Consider the following 17268-nt stretch of genomic DNA (forward strand, 5'->3'; position numbering starts at 1 on the left):
GCGGATGCCATGACCCGTATGCCCGACTGCGGCCTGACTCCCTTCACAGGAACCGTCGTGGCCCGAAGATCGCGAGGCCGACGCCATCTTCGGCGCGCGGGCCCGAGGTCAACGTGGCGGACTTGACGCCACTGGGACGGGCCTTGACACCAGCCGCTGTCGCGCCGCAGTGATCCGCTACAGGGTGGAAGCCGCAGGTTCGACACGGGCGCAGCCCGCGCGACACACAAGGTCCGAGGCTGGGAATCCAGATCTTCAGCGCCCGATTGCCCACAACGACCACGATGGGAAGAGGCCGACGACGTGAAAGAGCCGCACCGCCGAGCACGCATCGCGACGCCCCTGAGCCGCCGCGGCCACGCCGAGGTGAGGATGCCGGCGTACAACGCGACAACTTTGCCGGGGAGACCGCGAACCATGTCCAGTTTCCCATTCCTGTCCCTGGCCGGAATTCCCCAGGTAACGACAAGTCACGGCGTTGCGAAACAAGAGCCCCGGCGTAACAGCCATTGCAGAGCCCGCGACTGTCCGAGGACCAGGACTTGCCGCACCGCAAGTTGGGCAACGGCGAGAACACCTTGCCAGGAAGGACAAAGCTGGTGCATTCGCCCGTCGCCGCCGCGCGGCATTCGCATCGACATGTCTTTCCAGTTGAGTCGCGAGTCGGTGCTCCTGGAAGGAACTGTGTCGCTGTAATTCGAATTTGAGAATTGTCCGAGTAGAGATATTTCCCTGATGTGAGGGGGGCGGGTGAACAACGCAGCCGAACGGGAAATCCGAGTTACAGCCGAGGCTCAGCCGACGGCCGGATGCCGACAGGCTTGCACACTGGTCGTCCTGCCGGACATCGCCACGACGCGTGCAACGAATGGTGGTGCGATGGGGCGCTCCGGCCCGCACACGGAGAAGAACGAGGACCGCAACGAGGTGCTGTGCAAGCACCTCGAGCGCCTTGACTGGTCACTGCGAGGCTTCGCCCACCGAGTCAGAGAACGGTGCGAGGCCGTGGGTGTGCCGCACACAGTCAGCCCAAGCACCGTGTCACGCTGGTGCACGACCAACGCAAAGCCCGGCGCCGAGCTCGCGGCCGCGGTGTGTCACGTCCTGTCCTCCGCGCTGCGCAGGCACGTGACGCCCGAAAGCCTGGGCTGGTCATCCGACACCACGAGGATCGCGGCCGAATCCCTGGAATACCGAGACGTCGCCCACGCCGTGCGCATGCTCTCGAAACTGTGGACCCTCGACGCCATGCGCAAACGCACGGTCGTCAAGAGCGCGTTCTCCGCGAGCGTCTTCGGAACCGCCTCCCGCGAAGCACTCGTCATGCCCCCCGACGCGGTCACTTCCGGCCGCGGGCCGTACAAGGTCTCCGCGGCCGACATCGACCTGCTCGATGATCAGACCCGCCTGTTTGGGAAACTGGACGCCCAGTACGGCGGCGGCAAGTTCAGAAGCGTCTTCGCCTCCTTCCTCGCCACGCACGCCACCCCAATGCTCAACGGCTCCTTCTCCACGCGGAGAGGACATCGGCTCTTCGGCAGCGTCGTGGACGCCGTGCTCACCGTCGCGAGCATGGCCTACGACGATCAGCTTCCGGGTCTGGCCCAGCGCTACGACCTGCAGGCGATGCGCCTGGCCCAGGCGATCGGAGACCGCGCGCGCATCACGCGCGTGCACATCCACCAAGCTCGGCTGGCCGCCACCCAAGGCGGCCGGGACGACGTCCTTGCCCATGCCCGCAGCGCAGTCCTGGCGGCAGCAGGGGCACCACAGCTGATGCGCGCGTACGCCGCGATCACCGAGGCCCGCGCATGGGCACTCAACGACAGCCCGGCGCAGGTGCTCGATGCGGTGTCGCGTGCCAGGGACCACTTCCAACGGGCCCGGCCATCCACCACTCCCGACTGGATCGCGTGGTTCGATCGCCCGGAGCTGGAGGGGCAGGCGGCGTGGGCGTTCGCGGTGGCCGGCTTGGCCGAGCCCGGGACGCAGGCCTTGAAGGAAACGACGGCGTTGCCGTCCAAGCGCACGCGCGACGCCGTTGAACTGCTGATCACCGGCGCCGAGCTGGCGAGGTTGCGCGGTGACACCGCCGAGCACGCCTCGCTGACGAATCGAGCGTCGCTGCTCTCCCAGGACCTGCAGAGCCGGAGGCTCACGGAGCGGATCGGCCGGCTTGTCACCGGCGAGCCCCTCCACGACTTCTAGCCACCCACCGCCGGACGAGGGTGAGAGTCCCGGGTGGCTCACCTGGTGCGTTCCGACGGCCTTGCGGCGGCTCACGCCCTGGTGAGCGGCAACGTCGTGCATCGCAGGGACCCGGGCACCTTGGTGACTTCCGAGTAGTCGACCGCCAGGACCTCGAGGCCGCGGTCGCGCAGCTCGCCGGAGATCCGCTCGCTGCCTTCGGCGACGACGACGGTGCCGGGCGCGATCGCGAGAACGTTGACCTGGACGTCGCGAGCTTCGTCGTCGGTGACGTGGATCAGATCGAAGTTCTGCTCGAACCAGCGCTGCTGGGGGTGCGCGAAGACCGCGGCGTGGATGAGCGCGATGCCCGGCGCGACGATGTTGAAGTGGTCGTCGAGATGGACGATGCCGGGGACGGCGAAGGGCACCGGGATCACCTCGCGATCGATCCCGGCTTCGCCCAGCGCGTCCTGCAGTGCGTCGATGCCGGCGCTGGAGGTCTCCTCGCTGCGGCCGACGAGGACTGAGCCGGTGTGCAGCATGACGTCCCCGCCCTCGATCGTTCCGGCCGATAGACGTGCGACGTTCGGGACCTGCGCGGCCAGGCGCGCGAGTGCGTCGGCTTCCGGCTGCCGGTGCTCGGAGTTGAGCCTGGCCAGGAACAGGGTGCTGTCGATGACGAAGCCGAGATCACGGGGATAGTGCTGGACCGAGCATCCCGGGGCCTGCTCGAGCAGGATGACTTCGACGTCCCGGTTGCGGAGCAGTGCGATCAGGGCGTCCTGCTGCGCCCGGACCAGAGACACGGTGGGCTGCGACCAGGTGCTGGTGGTCATCTGCCGGGCAAGGACCGGGTGCACGTCATCCCCGTCGAGAACGCGGGTGAAGTTGCCGGCGTAGCGCATCGCGACGCACCGCAGAACACCGAATTCGGTCGTGGCGGCCGGGCTGAACACGATGCGGCTCCTCGTGAATGTGCTTGTGTAAAAGGGAAAGTGGCACACGTCGAGCCGATCGCGTCATGCCGGTGGCGGACACCGGCGGGCCGGATGGGCGACAGCAGGGCTGCCGCCCATCCCGGGCAGCCGCGGCGCTAGCCGACGGTGCTGTGCCGCGTGTCGGGGACCTGGGGCAGCCAGGACACCGCGTCATCCCGGAACGACTGGTTGACCGGGCGCAGGTCGTCGGCGGAGTCCAGCGCGCTGAGGGTGATGGCGATGCTGTCGCCGTCGTCGTCCAGGGCGCATACCTGGGTTCCGCAGTTCGGGCAGAACCCGCGCTTGGTCTCACCTTCGAACGTGTAGTACCAGGACGGCTCACTGCCGGCCCACCAAGAGAATCCGGTCAGCGGGAAGCTCACCCACGACATCATCGGGCCGCCGCCGAGGTGCTGGCAGTGTCGGCAGCTGCAGGTGTGCGGGTAGTCCGGTTCACCGGTGGCGCGGAACCGGAGCTGCCTGCACAGGCAGCCGCCGGTGCGGGCCGCGGTGTCGACGTCGGTGGTGTCAGCGGTCATTGGTTCATCTCCTGCGAGCGGCGGATCAGTTGGGCCCACCAGTCTGCCATCGCCTCGAGGATCTGCAGGAAGCCGTCGAGGGCCTGCGGAAGGTCGATGTGGAAGAGTTCACTCTTCTTGATGAACTGGGCGAGGCCTTCGATGTGTGCTGCTTCGACGCTGAGCCCTGCGACCTGGGTGCCCTCGTGGTCGTCGTCGAGGTGGAGCCGGTAGTAATAGTCGAGCTGCGGCAGCTCGCTGCCGCTGGCTTGGATCGTCAGCAGGCCGTACCGGTCGGTGATGTCCCGCAGGATCTCGGTCTCGGCGATCGCGACGGCCTCGGTGGCGTAGTAGCTGCCGGCGATGGAGCTGGGCATGTGCGAGCCGACCATGAACTGGTGCAAGGCGACCAGCGTGAGGGTCTCGGCCGCCGGGACGTGGCCGTTGACGAGCAGGCCGAGGTCGGCCAGCAGCGCCCGGGAGTACAGCACGAAGTGCGCCGGGATCTTCCCGCGCTCGCCACCTTCTTCCAGGTGGTTGCGGCGCAGTTCGTGGGCGAGCTCGGGACAGAAGCCCTCGACGGCGGTGGCGGCCTGTTTGAGGAACTGGGCGTTGTAGCGGGCGAACACCGACAGTTCCTCGATGTACATCCGCGCCTGGGCTGCGTTGAGCTCGCTGGCGCCGACCTGGTCGGCGATCTGCTCGTACACCCAGTCGATCATCGGCGCGAGGTGCTTCTCGACAAGGTCCTGGCCCGAGGTGAAGGTCCCCAGAAGGGCACCCTTGACGACCTCACGCGTCTCCGGATGGACATTGAGGTAGGCGTGAACGTACGACGTTTCGGGGGTCATGACGCGGATTCCTCCTGGTCGGTCGGGTGGATGGCGATGCGCAGCCCGCCGGTGGCGCCGAGGGTGCAGATGGCGGCCAGGACGGCGTCGTCGGCGGGCAGGGTGATGCTCTCGCCGGCGTTGAGGGCGGCGACCGTGTCTTGGCCCAGCGACGTGACGTCGAGGTCGATTTCGAAGCCGCGCAGGAAGACACCGTCGTCGGTGACGAACAGCTGGTAGGGGGCGATGAGGGACACGGCGGCGCCCGGTGTCGCCTGCCGGGGGTCGAACGCCGCGGCGGCGTCCCGCCGGGCCAGGTCGTTCTCCGACAGTTCCCAGCCGCCGTTGCTGAGCACGGTGTGCCAGCGCTGGCGGGCGTGGCGCTCGGCCGCGTCGGTGACCCGGTCGGCGGCGGCGAGCAGGAGGTTGCGGCCGAGGCCGGCCAGCTGCTCGGCCACGGGCGCGCTGCCCGCGGCCGCGGCGGCCATCGGCGACGGCTCGCTCAGCGCGTCGTCGGGCCCGCGGTCGGCCAGTAGCGAGGCGAGCACGTCGGGGATGATGTGCTGGCGCAGGATGGCCGCGTGCGGGTAGGTGTAGAGCGGAATGGCCACCGAGACGGAGAACTGGTCCTGGGTGCCGACGTGGAAAACCCGCCGCGGCAGGAACAGAGCGTCGCCCGGTTCCAGCACGAAGTGCTCGCCGTGCTCCAGCAGCCACTGGTAGTCGCCGTAGAGCGGGTCCTTGCCGCCGGTCAGCTTCTCGTACTCGTCGGCGGGCCAGGTGTAGAAGTTCTTCGGGTTCGGGCCGAGGTGGATGAGGAAGGCGTCCTCGTAGCCCTCGTGGACCCCGAACGCCGTTCCCGCGTAGTTGCCGGCGAAGGCGACTTGCTCGGCGCCGCCCAGCGGAAATCCCCACCCGTCGACGAGCGTGCGCAGGAACGCGCCGAGCCCGGCGGCGAGAGCGGGGCTGACGGTCTCCAGGTTGTTGATGACCAGGCTGAACCGCTCGGCGCCGACCAGGTCCTGCATCCAGGGCACGAAACTCGCCCCGTCCCAGGCCGGGGCGGTCAGCACTGCCGGCAGAAGGTCGTCACGACGGTCCTCACCGACGTAGACGCGGGCCTTGGCCTTAATGTCCAGATGCGCGGCGTGCGCCCGGCGGATGGTCTCGAAGCCGGCCAGGACGTCGTCCGAGCACGCGGCCGCCTCCGGAATGATGCCCTTGAACAGGTACGGCGTGGTCCGTGTCGTGGTGTGCGCTGGGAACTCGCCGGTCCAGAAGTCTGGGCCCGGGGGCCAGGTGTAGGTCTTCACTCGATCTCCTGACGGTCGGATGGGGGCGTGCGTCGAACAGCTCGGGAACGGCTGAGGCAAGGGTGCGCGCGGGTCCGCGGCGAAGTGCCGGGTGCGATCAGGTCATGTAGTCCTCGCAGCCACCGGCGCGCACGGTGTCGAGGGTGAAGCAGTGGAAGCCCCCGCCGAAGAGCCGGCGGTGCCGGTGACGGACCGGCGCGACGGTGAAGCCACGCTTCTCCAGCAGAGCGACCAGCTCCGGGTAATGGGAGTTGACGACGACCGTGTCCTCGTTGACCGATAACACGTTGATGTCGATGTACCGGCTGGCGATGGGCACGACAAAACCGAAACCGCTGTAGTCGGGTTCGGGTTCGTCGGTGGGCGGAGGATAGATCACGTCCCACGACCGCATGGCCTCCGGCAGAAACTGCAGGTACTCCGGGGAACGCAACAGCAGCAACCCCGGACGCAGAGGCACGACCACACTGTCGATGTGGTTGTCGGCGATGCCATCGAGGAGATGGAACCGCAGCTGCGGGATGTTCTCGCGCAGCCAGCGCAGCGCCAGCTCGTGATTGACGTTGGCGACGTTCACCAGGACGTCGCGGCCCAGTCGCATGCACTGGGCACCGTCGAAGATCATCTCCAAGCCCAGGCCGTCGATACTGAGGGCCGCTTCCCCTTCGGCGGCGCGGGAGACGTCGACACCCCGGCGCCGGAAGTAGGCGTCGTCCAGGGAATCACGGGTCAGCGCCGGCCGCGGCATGCTTAGCCAGTTCGAGCCGCTCGCGTAATACCGGTAGAAGATCGGCTTGAGCAGGTCGTTCTCGAAGACTCGGGCGCGCACGTGCGGCGCGGTCTCGACGATCGTGTTCCCGAGGATGATCGTCTGGTCGCGGACGTTGAGCGGCGGGGTGGCCCGGGCATCCCACTGCGGGGTGCGGATGTCGACGGCCTTGCCCGGAGCCGCGGGCCGCAGGACGTTCACCCCGCAGCCGGCCAGCGTGTCGACCAGGCCGGCGATGTCCTCGTTGAGCTCGTCGACCAGCTGCTCCGGAATCTGCAGAAGTGGCTGCGAGGGACCAGTGTTTCCGAGGGTGGGGGCCACATTGTCGAAGAAGAACAGGCGCCACGAGGTGTCGACGTGGTGCTCGGTGTAGTGCTCGGCGCGGCCGACGACGACTTCGCTCAGCTGAGTCCACTCGTCGAAACTGTTGGCGATGGGATCGGCTTGGGTCATGGTGTGCCGCCTCCTCGGCGGCGGTGACCGAATGTCCTCGGGCACGCCTCGCTGCCCGCGCGACGAGGAGTGCCCGGCGGGACTCGGTGCCGGTTGGTCGGTGGGTAGGCGTGGCGGGTGCGAGTCAGGCGGCCGCGGTGCTGGCGGGCGGGAGTCGGGTGTCGTCGGCGTCCGTGCTCAGGCGAGCGATGATGTCCTCGATCACGCACGGCAGGTCGGGTGTGGACCTTCGGCGGAAGAAGTAGCCGGAACACCAGGGAACGTCGTTCCAGCGCGGAAGGCTCGCCGAGGCCAGGGCCTTGGCCTCGGGCAGGCGCCGCCACGGGATCTGCGGGCACCAGTGATGGATCGGGTGGTACATGTCGTCGAGATGGCCGCCGAGCAGGTGCCGGGTGAGCCAGTGCGAAGACCATCCGCGGGTCTGCCGCAGCACGTCGGAGTTCTCGATGAGGCCGGCGTGGTTGCCCAGATCGGTGGTCCAGGTGACGACCGGCCTGACGAAGACCAGCGGAACCAGCCAGTAGAACAGGAATTGAAGCTCGGCGTCGAAGGGCCAGCACACCGCGAGGGCGGCGGCCCACAACGCGCCTCGTGCCACCAGCGCTCGCCAGGTCTCCCCGGGCGCCCTGGTGACAAGGACCAAGGCAGCGGTTTTCGGTAGGCGCCACAAGGCATTGCGCACGATGACCCGCACGACGAAGGAACGACGGCTCGGCATCACCCCGGCCGCACGGATGTTGCCGGCTCGGTAGGACTGGAACATCGGATCGTCGTCGGAGCCGAGCTTGGCGTGATGGACGTAGTGGCTGCTGCGGTAGGGCGGGAATCCTTCACCGAGAAGCGCTGTCAGCACGTACCCCGCAAGACGATTGCCGATGCGGGTGACCATCAGCTTGGAGTGCACGCACTCGTGCGCCAGATTCGAGAGATGCCGCTGGCGCACACCGATGTAGCAGACGGCGAGCACGGGCCCGACGACATGACCAATGAGGTGCCCGATGATCGCTGCGGCAACGATGGCGAGGAGATCCCGGCAGATGTCGAACAGCCCGATAGTGGGGCGCCCGCAGAGCTTTTCGAGTTCGGTGACGAGCTGCGGCCCCAGCGCCTTGCGGACAGGCCCGGACGCGCCGGTGCCGTTGCGTGTCCTGCCTCGAGGTGCCGGCCGGGTCGCCGAGCGCGGGGCGGAGCTGGGCATCAAATCCTCCAGATATCAGGAATTCTGGGGTTTCCGGACTGGGACGGGCGTGCTCCGGCGCGGCCGGGACGCCCACGGAGCCGGTGAGCACCCACGATCACGCCGGAGCACGGTCGAGGCGGATCAGCGGTGCGTCAGGAAACCGCGTCCGGACGCATGCCGAACTTCAGCCCGGTGTCGGCGTCGGGACGCATGCCGACCTTGAGACTGCCCGCGTCGGGACGCATGCCCACCTTCAGGCCGGTGTCCGCGTCGGGACGCATGCCCACCTTCAGGTCGGTGTCGGCGTCGGGACGCATGCCGACCTTGACGCCGTCGGCGTCGGGACGCATGCCGAACTTCAGCCCCTCGTCCGGGATCAATACGGCGGTCGGAGCGGTCATGGGTTCTCCCTTCGGTCGCGGGAAATCCCGCGAGTCCGTGTGATCGAGGCAGGGGAGCCGGTGGGCCGAAATGGCACGAAGAAGAGACGACCCATCGGCTCGGAGTGCCGCTGTGCGCAGTGCACGCCGGTGGAGCGAGTCCACGCCCGGAGCACGCGTGTTCTCACCACACGTCACGGCAAGAAACGCTGCTGCGCCAAGCGCTTGAACAATCACGCTAGGCACGACCACAGGGCGCCGCAACGGTCCGCAGTGTTGCGGCGGGTGCACGCAGATGTTGCGTGGCCGTTGCGTACACATGCCCTCTGACCTGCCGGAAACCGGCGGGCGAGGTTCGGAGAACAGCCGCCGCGCGCCTGCGCGCGCTGCAGCGGCGCGCGACGGGGGTTCTGCTACGCCCCCAGCCGCACCAAGCTGAGGTCGCCGCCGACGATCACGCCCCCCGGGTCGAGCCGGCTCCGCACCCCACCCAGCGCCACCGGAACACGAAATGAGGCACGGCGCCATGCTCGACCCGATCGCCATGAAGTCCGAACTGCTGTCGAGCCTGCGCGACACCCTCCGCGCGGAGAAGTTCGTCGAGGTCGTGACTCCTGTCGCGCGCAAGGCAGATCTCGGTCCTGGTCGCCGAGCTCCGGCCGACGTCGCCGGCAACAGGTACCTGCGCACGATGATCGGCCCGGCCTTGCGGGTGAACCTGGAATTCCACCATCGGGTGTACGAGATCGGCCCGTGCTTCCGGCCCGAGAAGCCGGACAAACTCCACGCACCGGAGTTCACGATGCTCGACCTCTACGCCGCCCACGAGAGCTTCGACTTCCTCATCGCCCTGGCCGAACGGCTCACGACGCCGCACATTCGCTACACACCGGTGCGGATCTCGGTCGCGGACCACATCCGCGACCTGTTCGGCGTCGACCTGCGCCGCGAACCTCTCGGCGACCTGCCGGCGCGGATGGCCGGCCACCTGCAGCTGAACGAGCAGACCCCGTTCAAAACAGTTCTTGGGCAGTTTGTCGAACGCGAGCTGGAGACGCAGAGCACCGGGGCAGCGGTGTTCCTCACCGAGTACCCGATCGGCGGTGACGAGCCGTGCGCCCGGCTCACTCCCGGCGCCACCGCCACCCTCAACCGGTTCGAGCTCCTGGTGGACGGCATCGAAGTCGTCCACGGCTACGAGGACGAAGTCGATGGTGATGCGTTCGCCGAGCGCGCTCGCGTTGTCGACCTGTACGACGACGAGCAGGCCTTGGCATGGGAGGCGATCACCGCGGGCCGGGTCCCGGCTGCCAGCGTCGGCCTGGGAATCGGCATCGAACGACTGTGCATGGCCGCCACCGGCATCAAGGACATCGGCACGTTCCTGCAGTCGTCCCAGTTCTGAGTAAACCGAGCCGCGTTCCCCGCCTGGAGCACCCATGATGCCGATTACCCCGCGCCCGCTCGACAACACCGGCTTCGGCGCGATCGTCGACGCCGACCTCGCGGTGGTCGAAGCCGGACACACCGCACCGGCCCTGCTGCAGGCCCTGCACCGCCACCGGCTGCTGATCTTCCCGTGCCAGCACCTCAATCACGCCGATCTTCTCGCGGCCGCCCGGTGCTTCGGCGCCGTGGACACAGGCGTCGACCGCCGGTACGCCGTCGGCGGATTCCCCGGCCTGACCACGATCAGCAACATCGTCGAACACGGGACACACGTCGGCATCTACGACGGCGACGACGAAGAAGAGTGGCACGCCGACAACTCGTTCAAGCCACAGCTGACCAGAGCCACGATGCTCTACTCGGTGATCACCCCCGAACAGGGCGGGCAAACCCGGTTCGCCGACGCAACCCGGGCCTACGCCAACCTTCCCGCGGACCTCAAGCAGCGGATCGAAGACCTGCGCGCTGTCCACTCGATCCAGCACCTCGGCGCGCTGCAGCGCCAGGCCAGCGGCGGGCAGTCCTCAGCCGCGGCCGGCACCCTTGCCAGCGATCCCGAAGTCGAGCACCCCCTCGTTCTTCAGCATCCGGCGACCGGCGCCCGCTCGCTGCTGCTCGGGTCCATGGTGATCCGCCACATCGCAGGGCTGAGCGACGAGGAGAGCGGCGCCCTGCTGGCCGGCCTCCTCGAGCACACGACGAGCGCCCAGTACGTCCACACCCACCGCTGGAGCCAGGGTGACCTCGTCATCTGGGACAACCTCGCCACCCTCCACACCGCCTCACCCTGCGACAGCTCCCGCCACCACCGGCTGCTCTACCGCGCCTCGGTCCACTAGCACCGTGCCGCCCACGTCACCCCTGCGGAGGAACCACGCGGGACCGCCCGGGCCGGCCGCCCGCTTCTCACTAGGGTTCGTGCATGGCCGCGAAGGTTCCCTTGAAAGAGCAGGCGCTCAACGCCGACCGCGTCAGCCGCATCGGCCACGAAGTGCACGCCGTCTGCCCCAAGTTCAACGCCGATGGGTTCATCCGCGAGGTGATGGCCGACCTGCCGACGCTGGAGCTCAAGGACCGCATCGCCCGCGTCAGCTCGGCCCTGCACACCCACATACCGGTCACCGGCGCCGCGGCGCTGGAGGTAATCCTGCGGTCGCTGCCGCCGACACCCGAGGCCGCCGGCGTCACCAACGACTTCGGGCTGCACATCTACTCGCCGCACTCCGACTACGTCGCCCGGTACTGCCGCAACGCCGAGCTGCTGGACCACGCCCTTGCCGCGCTCAAACGCCTCACCTGTTACTTCACCGCCGAAGTCGCCGTCCGCCACTTCCTCACCGACTTCCCGGACGAGACGATGAAAGCCGTGAACGCGTGGGCCCACGACGACGAGCACCAGGTGCGGCGCCTGGCCAGCGAGTCCACCCGCCCCAAGCTGCCCTGGGCACCGCGCGTTCCCCTCGCGATCGACGCGGCCGTGCCCGTGCTCGACCAGCTCTACGCCGACACCAGCAAGTACGTCCGCAAATCGGTCGCCAACCACCTGCACGACATCGCCACCGACGACCCGGTCCTCGCGCTGGCCGTCCTGCGGCGGTGGAAGGGCAGCGGGGGCGCTACCGAGAAGGACTTCACGTTCATCGCCCGCGAGGCCCTGCGCAGCAAGCTCAAGCAGGGCTGGCCCCCGGCCTACGCCTTCCTCGGCTACGAGCGCGACGCCCCAATCGAGGTCTCACCTCCGCGTCTGGACCGCACCCAGTTCGTCGACGGCGACACCCTGGCCTTCTCGGCCACGCTGACCGCGACCGCGGCGACCCCGGTAGACGTGATGTACGTGATCTCGTCCACCACGGCGCACGGTAAACCGCGCGAGAAGGTGTACGTCCTGACCCGGACCGTGGCCAAGCCGGCCACGCCCCTGCCGCTGACCAAGGCACACGCACTCCGCTCGACCGCCACGATGACACTCGTCCCCGGGCCGCACACCATCGCACTCCAGGTCAACGGACGACGATTCCCCGCCGTGTCGTTCCAACTCAACGAGGACTGACCCTGCACGGTGGCCGGCAGCGCGGAACACGGCGGACCTGCTCGGCGCCCGCAGGATTTGTAGACGTGTACCCCGAGCAGGAGGGATCAGGAGAACGGCCATGCGATTCGGCACCTACAACGTTGAGAAGCTGTTCGGTTCGGACGCGCCCGGCGAGCGGAAACGCCACGAACTGGTGTGCGAGGTCATCCGCGGTCTCAACGTCGACGTGCTGGCGGTTCAGGAGGTTGCCGCCGCGTTCCCGGAGCAAGCAGCAGAGCGGCTGGCCGAACTCGGCCGCCGGGTCGGCCTGACTGCCTATCACCGCGAACCCGGCACCGATGCCGGTCCCGAATACCAGATCGGGAAGATCGCCGTCGGCATCAGCCCCCACGACCTGCACCTGGGACTGCTCTGGAATCCCGACCGGGTCGAGGTAGTCGAGGGTACGTTCCGCAGCTACCCCAAGGAGAACATGCACCATGGGTTGATCAAGATGGTCTTCCGGGTCCAGGGCAGCGACGGGGCTTTCTACGAGGTGCAGCACGGTTCCACCCACCTGACCCCGTTCGGCCCGCACGCCGGCCGCGCCGACGAAGCGGTACGCGTCGCCAGTGCGTTCACCCGGCCCCTGGACAGGCCACCAGGCCTGGTCGGCGGCGACTGGAACACGACCAGCGCGGACCGATCGTCCGACGGCACCTTCTACGATCCAGACCCCTACGCCGACTTCCCGTGGAACCCCGGTGCCGTCTTCCAGTGCCATCGTGAACGCGACGAGCGCGGACACCTCATCCGCTGGTGGGCCGACCGCACCACGGGCGAGGCCCTGCTCGACGGTGGCCTGCTCGAAGCCCGGGTAGAGCTGCACAACGCCACGCTGGCCACCGGCGGCGTTCCGTGGCAAGCCAGTGCCGGGCACCGCAGCAACGAGACAATCTTCGGGTGGCGGCGGATCGACAGCATCCGATGCACCGCCGATGTGGTCCCCGCGCTGCGCCGGGTCGAGATCGTCGACGGCGAACTCGCCTGTCGGGCCAGCGATCACCTTCCCGAAGTCGTCGAGTACGACCCCGCGGCGATCTCCCGGCAAGTCAGGAGCGATGTGTGAACCGCGTGTTCCTCTTTGACCCAGGCGACGAGATTGTCGCCAACCTGCCCCGACTGAGCGCCGCACTGCTGAGCACACTCGAGAGCGACGAGCTGGACGAAGACGCCTACAACGCCACACTGCGGGAGATCGGCGACGCGGGTCTCATCGACCTGATGTGGATCACCTGGGCACAGCTGCTGGCCCACACCCACACCCCCGACGCGGATCCGCTCGCTCCGCACCTGAGCGACATTCCCGAACAGCAGTGGCGCGGCCCGGTCGGCCGGCACGGCAAGAACCTGATCGCCACGGCCCGCAACGCCGTTGCAGACCCGCGCGAAGAGGAGGCGCTGCTCGCGCGGACCGAGCAGGCCATCGGGGAACTGGACAACGACGGCTCCTACTGGCTGACCTGGGTAATGGCCTGCGCCGTGCGGCCCGTCGTGGACGTTGTCGGCGGCATCACCGCGTTCGCAACCATCGCCCAACACGTCGCCGGCGCTGCGCACGCGCTCACCCCGGACACGGCGCTCGGCCCGGTCACCGCGGGACTCTCCGCGATCGCCGCCGGGCACCTCGACTCAGCCCGCGTCTACCTCAGCAGCTGCCACCCACGAGCTGCGATGGGAGCACTGCTTCCGGTTGCGATGACCCAGCTGCATGGTCACGCGACCACCGTGCTCAGCCTCGACGAGCACGGCATCCCCGACGGCGCCGGCGATCCCGCTGGCACCGAAGGACCCGTGGCGCTGCTGCGCGAACTGCTCGACGCGCTGCTCGCCCCCGACCGCGACCGGGACCGGGTCGCCGCAGCCACCGGCGCCATCGCCACCGCCAGCGACGATGACCAGATTCTCGTGTCCTGGTACCTCGAACTGACCGTGGGCTACCAGCTCGCCCAGCAGCTCACGCGACGAACATGAGCAGCCTTTCGAAGTCCCGAGGGGCCTGCCCGCACAACGAAACCGGCGGGCACGCGCACGCCTGGAGAAGTCGGAATCCAGTTCGACGCTCGCCAGGTCATCCCGCGGAAACTCCACCACGCGTCAAGGTCTGAACTTCAGAAGGTGAAATCAGGCTCCACGGCGAGCGAGTGCGGGGACCCAGGGGTGGCGCCGATACAGGTGCAGGTGGCGCGTGAAGGCGTCCGTCTCCGGCCACGACTTGAGGACGCGGACCAGAAGTTCCGCAGCCGCAACGCTTCGGTCATGACCACCCGAGCACATCACCGCCGCAGTCACGACCGTCCGCCCGGACTCGAAGTGCCGGCCGATCGCCGCCAGCGTGTCGTTCAGCAGATCGGTCCACTCCGGCTGCGCCTGCAGGAAATCCTGGACCGGCTCGTCCAAGCCGCCGAGGTCGCGCAGCTCGTCCACCCGGAACGGATTGGCCAGCGCGTGATGTACCCGCACCTGGTCGGCGGTGAGCGGCAGATCATGGAGAGGTGGCTCGCGGCGCGCGATGACCTGGACGTCGGCGGTGGTCCATTCGGCAAGAAGCCCGTGCTTCATGTGGTTGTGGCCGCACGAGACTACGCGAACGATCTTCAGCTGGTGACCTGTCACGCGGCGACCATAAGTGATCAAGACTCGGCCTGACTGCGCCGCACAGCTTCCGATCGGCCGGAGCGCGCGGTGTCGCCCGCGGAATCAATCGTCGTTGTTGGCGCAGGTCAAAGCCTCAGCGGGTGCGGTCACCGTGCTTGGGTGACAGTCCTCCAGGGAGCAGGAGGACACGAAACGGTAACGGCGATGGCTGAGTTGTGGCATCACCACGGCACCAGTGCGCCATTCCCGTTGGCGTGGCATTCCGCGAGGCTGAAACACCGTCACCGACTTCAGGCGATTCGTGTCACTGCCTGCCCGAGAGGAGCGCGCACCCTTGCTGGTCACTGCGCAACCCGATGCCGGGATCCGTCTCCCTGAAGAGGCCCTGGAGCAGTACCGGGCCGAGAAGGCGGCGGCGACCATTCGCTGCTACAGCGGATCCAACACCCCGGAGTTGCTCGCCACCGAGGACTTCGCCCGGCTCGTGCGTGAAACCCGCCCGCGACACGATCAGCTGACTGCTCTCGTCGGCAAACTGTTGCCGCACAGGCAAGACTACTTGTGGCATCGCCCTCCTCCCTGGGCGTTTTTTGTTGTCAGCGAAGAAGCCGTGAAGCGGTTGGCAGCTTGCCCGCGAGAGCGGCACGAGGCCACCGCGCAGCTGCAGTACCTGTTCGAGGTGACGTCGCGGACACACATCAGCCTGCGGATCTACGACTTCGCCGCTCCAGTTCTGCCGCCGTCGATGCCGTTCACCGTCACCACCGACGTCGACGGCGAGCGGACAGCGTTTGTCGGCGACGTTCTGGCGCCTGCTGGGCTCCGAGTGGGCCGAGACGGCGACGTTCTCGAGAGCTGCCTCGACTTCTTCGCCGAACTGACCGACTACAGCCTCAGCGAGGACGACAGCCGAGCGATGCTCGGCCGCGCACTCTTGCACCGTCGCAACATCGCAGGTACGCGCAGCCTGTCCGACGCACCACGTCCGGCATGCTGACCGCAAGCACACGTTGCCGACGACCGGGCCAGGCACCACCTCCCGCGGCGATGGACGCACTGCAGGTGGCCGGATGCGTCACCGACACACCTCGGACGCCCGCGTCGTTGAACGCCCACGACATTGACGATGCTGCACAGGAATACAGAGTCCTCGATCAGCGCCCGGACATCGACACCGCCGTGACCCGGCACGAGCGGATCCTGGCCGTCGTGCGGAGCGCGCTAGCCATGGAGCAGGACTGGAAACGCTGTCAGCGCAGGGGTGATTCGGGCACTCGCAGCAACTGCGCCCTCGAATTTCCCGCCACTGACCATCACGACGCGGCATCGTCCCGCCTGCCGCCGTGGCACAGCCCCGCCGGCGAGCCAACGCCGCTGCGGGTGACCCGCCTCGCCCTGGCAGCGGCTCCAGCACAGCGGTCCGCATTCACCCGATGGCGGCCGAGAACGCCGGTCCCGGCCCGACGTGCACGGGTCCATCCTCCGGGCCGGGACCGGCCCGCGAACACCACCGGCATCACCACCAGGACACCACGATGACACCCCAACCCAGCGTCGGGAACGAGCGGCCGATCATCGACGTCGAGATTCCGCGCCGAGACGCGCTGGCCGATCTGTGGCTCGGCGGCAGCTGCAACACCGCCGTCGATCGCGAGTTCGCCGAGGTAGCGGAGCTGGCGTTCCCACTGCTTCCGGCGCTGGTGCTCGCCGCCGCGAACTTCCACCGCGACGCCGCTGTCGCGATGCTCGATGAAGGCATCCGGCAGTTCGTGCTGCTCGGCACCGGCGGGCTGCCCATCGCCAGCACCGTCCCGGCCCTCGCGGCCGCCGAAGGCGTGATCACGCACTGCGTGATCGTCGAACTCGATCCGCTCACCGCGGCCGTGCGCACCACGGAGAATTCACGCGGCGACCCGGAGCCCAACCCCGCCGTCCAGATCTTGAGCCCCGCAGCACCCCACGACTTCCTCCGGGACCCGGTCGCGGCCGCGGGCCTCGATGCGCAAGTGCCGATCGGCATCCTGGCAACCTCGATCCTGCGTGAAGACACCCTGCTGCTGCGCGACATCGCTCGCTGTCTCGCCGCGGCGCCGGCCAGCAGTGTTCTCGCCCTGGCCCAGCTGGTCACGCCAGATGACCCGTACACCCGTGATCGCATGGCTGTCGCGCGTGGACTGTTCCGCTACGCCGGCGTCCCGATCGCAGTGTCGACCGGCGCCGACGTTCACGCCACGCTGCCGGCCCTGCATCCCCTGCTCCCGGCCGACCGTTCACACACCTCGACCGCCGACGCTCTTGTCACGGGCCTGATCCGCAACGACCGAGACGACACCACGAATCCAGACACCGAGCCCACCAGTCAAGAACACGCAGTTTGCGAGTGACCCGATGATCGACATGCGACCACCGACGCCCGCGGCCTCGCTCCGACCGAGCGCTGGCGGAGGCCTCACGGCACGATTACCTATGCTGCGCCACAGAAGCCGCCTTCACGCCGAGGCTCACTCGAATGTCCACTGTGGTTCGAGAAGCGGAGCAGT

General features: G+C 68.1%; 16 protein-coding genes. 8 read left to right on the plus strand and 8 right to left on the minus strand.

All coding sequences use genetic code 11. The features are described from left to right. The first annotated feature begins 750 nt into the window (after positions 1-750). Positions 751-2208 carry an NsdA family TPR-like regulatory protein gene (locus QQ657_RS09115; protein ID WP_284741669.1) on the plus strand — a complete coding sequence of 486 codons (1458 nt, stop codon included), beginning with the start codon at positions 751-753 and terminating at the stop codon, positions 2206-2208. A gap of 71 nt (positions 2209-2279) precedes the next feature. Here QQ657_RS09115 and QQ657_RS09120 read toward each other — a convergent pair whose 3' ends face one another. The 7 genes from QQ657_RS09120 to QQ657_RS09150 all read right to left on the minus strand — a co-directional run bounded on the left by QQ657_RS09120 (position 2280) and on the right by QQ657_RS09150 (position 8631). Then, positions 2280-3146 (minus strand): dimethylarginine dimethylaminohydrolase family protein, encoded by an 867-nt coding sequence (locus QQ657_RS09120; protein WP_284741670.1) that lies wholly within the window; start codon positions 3144-3146, stop codon positions 2280-2282. 137 nt (positions 3147-3283) lie between these two features. Continuing rightward, positions 3284-3706 (minus strand): GFA family protein, encoded by a 423-nt coding sequence (locus QQ657_RS09125; RefSeq protein WP_284741671.1) that lies wholly within the window; start codon positions 3704-3706, stop codon positions 3284-3286. Then, positions 3703-4536, minus strand: coding sequence for a DUF3865 domain-containing protein (locus QQ657_RS09130; protein WP_284741672.1), 834 nt, complete (start codon positions 4534-4536; stop codon positions 3703-3705). Before QQ657_RS09130 ends, QQ657_RS09125 begins: the two co-directional genes overlap by 4 nt. Beyond that, a complete protein-coding gene (locus QQ657_RS09135) occupies positions 4533-5828 on the minus strand; it encodes a JmjC domain-containing protein (protein ID WP_284741673.1) in 1296 nt (431 codons plus the stop codon). Before QQ657_RS09135 ends, QQ657_RS09130 begins: the two co-directional genes overlap by 4 nt. 97 nt (positions 5829-5925) lie before the next feature. Continuing rightward, positions 5926-7050: a glycine amidinotransferase gene (locus QQ657_RS09140; protein ID WP_284741674.1), complete on the minus strand. Its 1125-nt coding sequence runs from the start codon at positions 7048-7050 to the stop codon at positions 5926-5928. A 124-nt stretch (positions 7051-7174) separates the two neighbouring features. Beyond that, the gene (locus QQ657_RS09145; protein WP_284741675.1) at positions 7175-8248 is read right to left on the minus strand and encodes a fatty acid desaturase family protein; all 1074 of its coding nucleotides are present in this window, start codon (positions 8246-8248) and stop codon (positions 7175-7177) included. Between the two features lie 134 nt (positions 8249-8382). Beyond that, on the minus strand, positions 8383-8631 hold the full coding sequence (locus QQ657_RS09150) for a hypothetical protein (RefSeq protein ID WP_284741676.1): 249 nt from the start codon (positions 8629-8631) through the stop codon (positions 8383-8385). Positions 8632-9121: 490 nt separating this feature from the next. Here QQ657_RS09150 and QQ657_RS09155 point away from each other — a divergent pair, with 490 nt between their 5' ends. The 5 genes from QQ657_RS09155 (at position 9122) to QQ657_RS09175 (ending at position 14104) form a co-directional block, all read left to right on the plus strand. Next, positions 9122-10015, plus strand: coding sequence for an amino acid--tRNA ligase-related protein (locus QQ657_RS09155; protein ID WP_284741677.1), 894 nt, complete (start codon positions 9122-9124; stop codon positions 10013-10015). A 34-nt stretch (positions 10016-10049) separates the two neighbouring features. Next, positions 10050-10898 carry a TauD/TfdA dioxygenase family protein gene (locus QQ657_RS09160; protein WP_284741678.1) on the plus strand — a complete coding sequence of 283 codons (849 nt, stop codon included), beginning with the start codon at positions 10050-10052 and terminating at the stop codon, positions 10896-10898. An 83-nt stretch (positions 10899-10981) separates the two neighbouring features. Continuing rightward, positions 10982-12109, plus strand: a complete 1128-nt coding sequence (locus QQ657_RS09165; RefSeq protein WP_284741679.1) for a YhaZ family DNA alkylation repair protein — start codon at positions 10982-10984, stop codon at positions 12107-12109. Positions 12110-12209: 100 nt separating this feature from the next. After that, the gene (locus tag QQ657_RS09170; protein ID WP_284741680.1) at positions 12210-13199 is read left to right on the plus strand and encodes an endonuclease/exonuclease/phosphatase family protein; all 990 of its coding nucleotides are present in this window, start codon (positions 12210-12212) and stop codon (positions 13197-13199) included. Then, positions 13196-14104, plus strand: a complete 909-nt coding sequence (locus tag QQ657_RS09175) for a hypothetical protein (protein WP_284741681.1) — start codon at positions 13196-13198, stop codon at positions 14102-14104. The genes QQ657_RS09170 and QQ657_RS09175 overlap by 4 nt, the downstream gene beginning before the upstream one ends. A gap of 150 nt (positions 14105-14254) precedes the next feature. On the opposite strand, the gene QQ657_RS09180 is transcribed toward QQ657_RS09175, so the two are convergent. Next, positions 14255-14746: a RapZ C-terminal domain-containing protein gene (locus tag QQ657_RS09180; RefSeq protein ID WP_284741682.1), complete on the minus strand. Its 492-nt coding sequence runs from the start codon at positions 14744-14746 to the stop codon at positions 14255-14257. Positions 14747-15062: 316 nt separating this feature from the next. On the opposite strand from QQ657_RS09180, the gene QQ657_RS09185 reads away from it, so the two are divergent. Then, on the plus strand, positions 15063-15725 hold the full coding sequence (locus tag QQ657_RS09185; RefSeq protein ID WP_284741683.1) for a Scr1 family TA system antitoxin-like transcriptional regulator: 663 nt from the start codon (positions 15063-15065) through the stop codon (positions 15723-15725). A 538-nt stretch (positions 15726-16263) separates the two neighbouring features. After that, positions 16264-17112, plus strand: coding sequence for an SAM-dependent methyltransferase (locus QQ657_RS09190; RefSeq protein WP_284741684.1), 849 nt, complete (start codon positions 16264-16266; stop codon positions 17110-17112). The last annotated feature ends 156 nt before the right edge of the window (positions 17113-17268 follow it).

Origin of the sequence: Amycolatopsis ponsaeliensis (assembly GCF_030182635.1) — a bacterium.
Classification (GTDB): Bacteria; Actinomycetota; Actinomycetes; order Mycobacteriales; family Pseudonocardiaceae; genus Amycolatopsis; species Amycolatopsis ponsaeliensis.

Bases quoted from the DNA above. Each gene is read 5' to 3' on its own strand.
- QQ657_RS09145 (WP_284741675.1), bottom strand. From the start codon at position 8,248: ATGCCCAGCTCCGCCCCGCGCTCGGCGACCCGGCCGGCACCTCGAGGC.
- QQ657_RS09165 (WP_284741679.1), top strand. From the start codon at position 10,982: ATGGCCGCGAAGGTTCCCTTGAAAGAGCAGGCGCTCAACGCCGACCGC.
- QQ657_RS09130 (WP_284741672.1), bottom strand. From the start codon at position 4,536: ATGACCCCCGAAACGTCGTACGTTCACGCCTACCTCAATGTCCATCCG.
- QQ657_RS09150 (WP_284741676.1), bottom strand. From the start codon at position 8,631: ATGACCGCTCCGACCGCCGTATTGATCCCGGACGAGGGGCTGAAGTTC.
- QQ657_RS09160 (WP_284741678.1), top strand. From the start codon at position 10,050: ATGATGCCGATTACCCCGCGCCCGCTCGACAACACCGGCTTCGGCGCG.
- QQ657_RS09125 (WP_284741671.1), bottom strand. From the start codon at position 3,706: ATGACCGCTGACACCACCGACGTCGACACCGCGGCCCGCACCGGCGGC.
- QQ657_RS09155 (WP_284741677.1), top strand. From the start codon at position 9,122: ATGAGGCACGGCGCCATGCTCGACCCGATCGCCATGAAGTCCGAACTG.
- QQ657_RS09170 (WP_284741680.1), top strand. From the start codon at position 12,210: ATGCGATTCGGCACCTACAACGTTGAGAAGCTGTTCGGTTCGGACGCG.
- QQ657_RS09140 (WP_284741674.1), bottom strand. From the start codon at position 7,050: ATGACCCAAGCCGATCCCATCGCCAACAGTTTCGACGAGTGGACTCAG.
- QQ657_RS09190 (WP_284741684.1), top strand. From the start codon at position 16,264: ATGACACCCCAACCCAGCGTCGGGAACGAGCGGCCGATCATCGACGTC.